The organism is Affinundibacterium nitidum, assembly GCF_014284155.1.
In the GTDB taxonomy this organism is placed as follows: Bacteria; Pseudomonadota; Gammaproteobacteria; order Burkholderiales; family Burkholderiaceae_D; genus Undibacterium; species Undibacterium nitidum.
In genome coordinates this window covers 1-282 of the sequence record NZ_JACOFZ010000051.1, presented here as the reverse complement: position 1 = coordinate 282, position 282 = coordinate 1, and the positions used below count along the sequence as shown (strand labels likewise).

General features: G+C 53.5%; 1 protein-coding gene. It reads left to right on the top strand.

Annotated elements, in window-relative coordinates; genetic code table 11:
* Nucleotides 1-282: hypothetical protein (locus tag H8K36_RS18980; RefSeq protein WP_186918087.1), on the top strand; the 282-nt coding region annotated here is incomplete at both ends.

The window sequence follows — 282 nt, the reverse complement described above, 5'->3', positions numbered from 1 at the left end:
ATTTGTCCTTGCTATCAGGCAGTGCGACAGTGGGCGTGGATACAGTGAGTCAATTAGTGTCGGTGGATGGCGGCACTACCTTCGTTCCTCTTTCTGGATCGGTTGAAGTACCTGCAGGCGTATCGAGCGTGATTGTGCGTGTTGGTACGCTCAAAGACGGTGTGATCGAAGGCAATGAGAGCTTGTCCTTGGTGGCAAGTACATCGTCGAACGCAGCGGTGGTGACAGGAACCGGTACGATTATTGATGGCGCGGTACCGATTGCTAACATCAGCGGTCCGT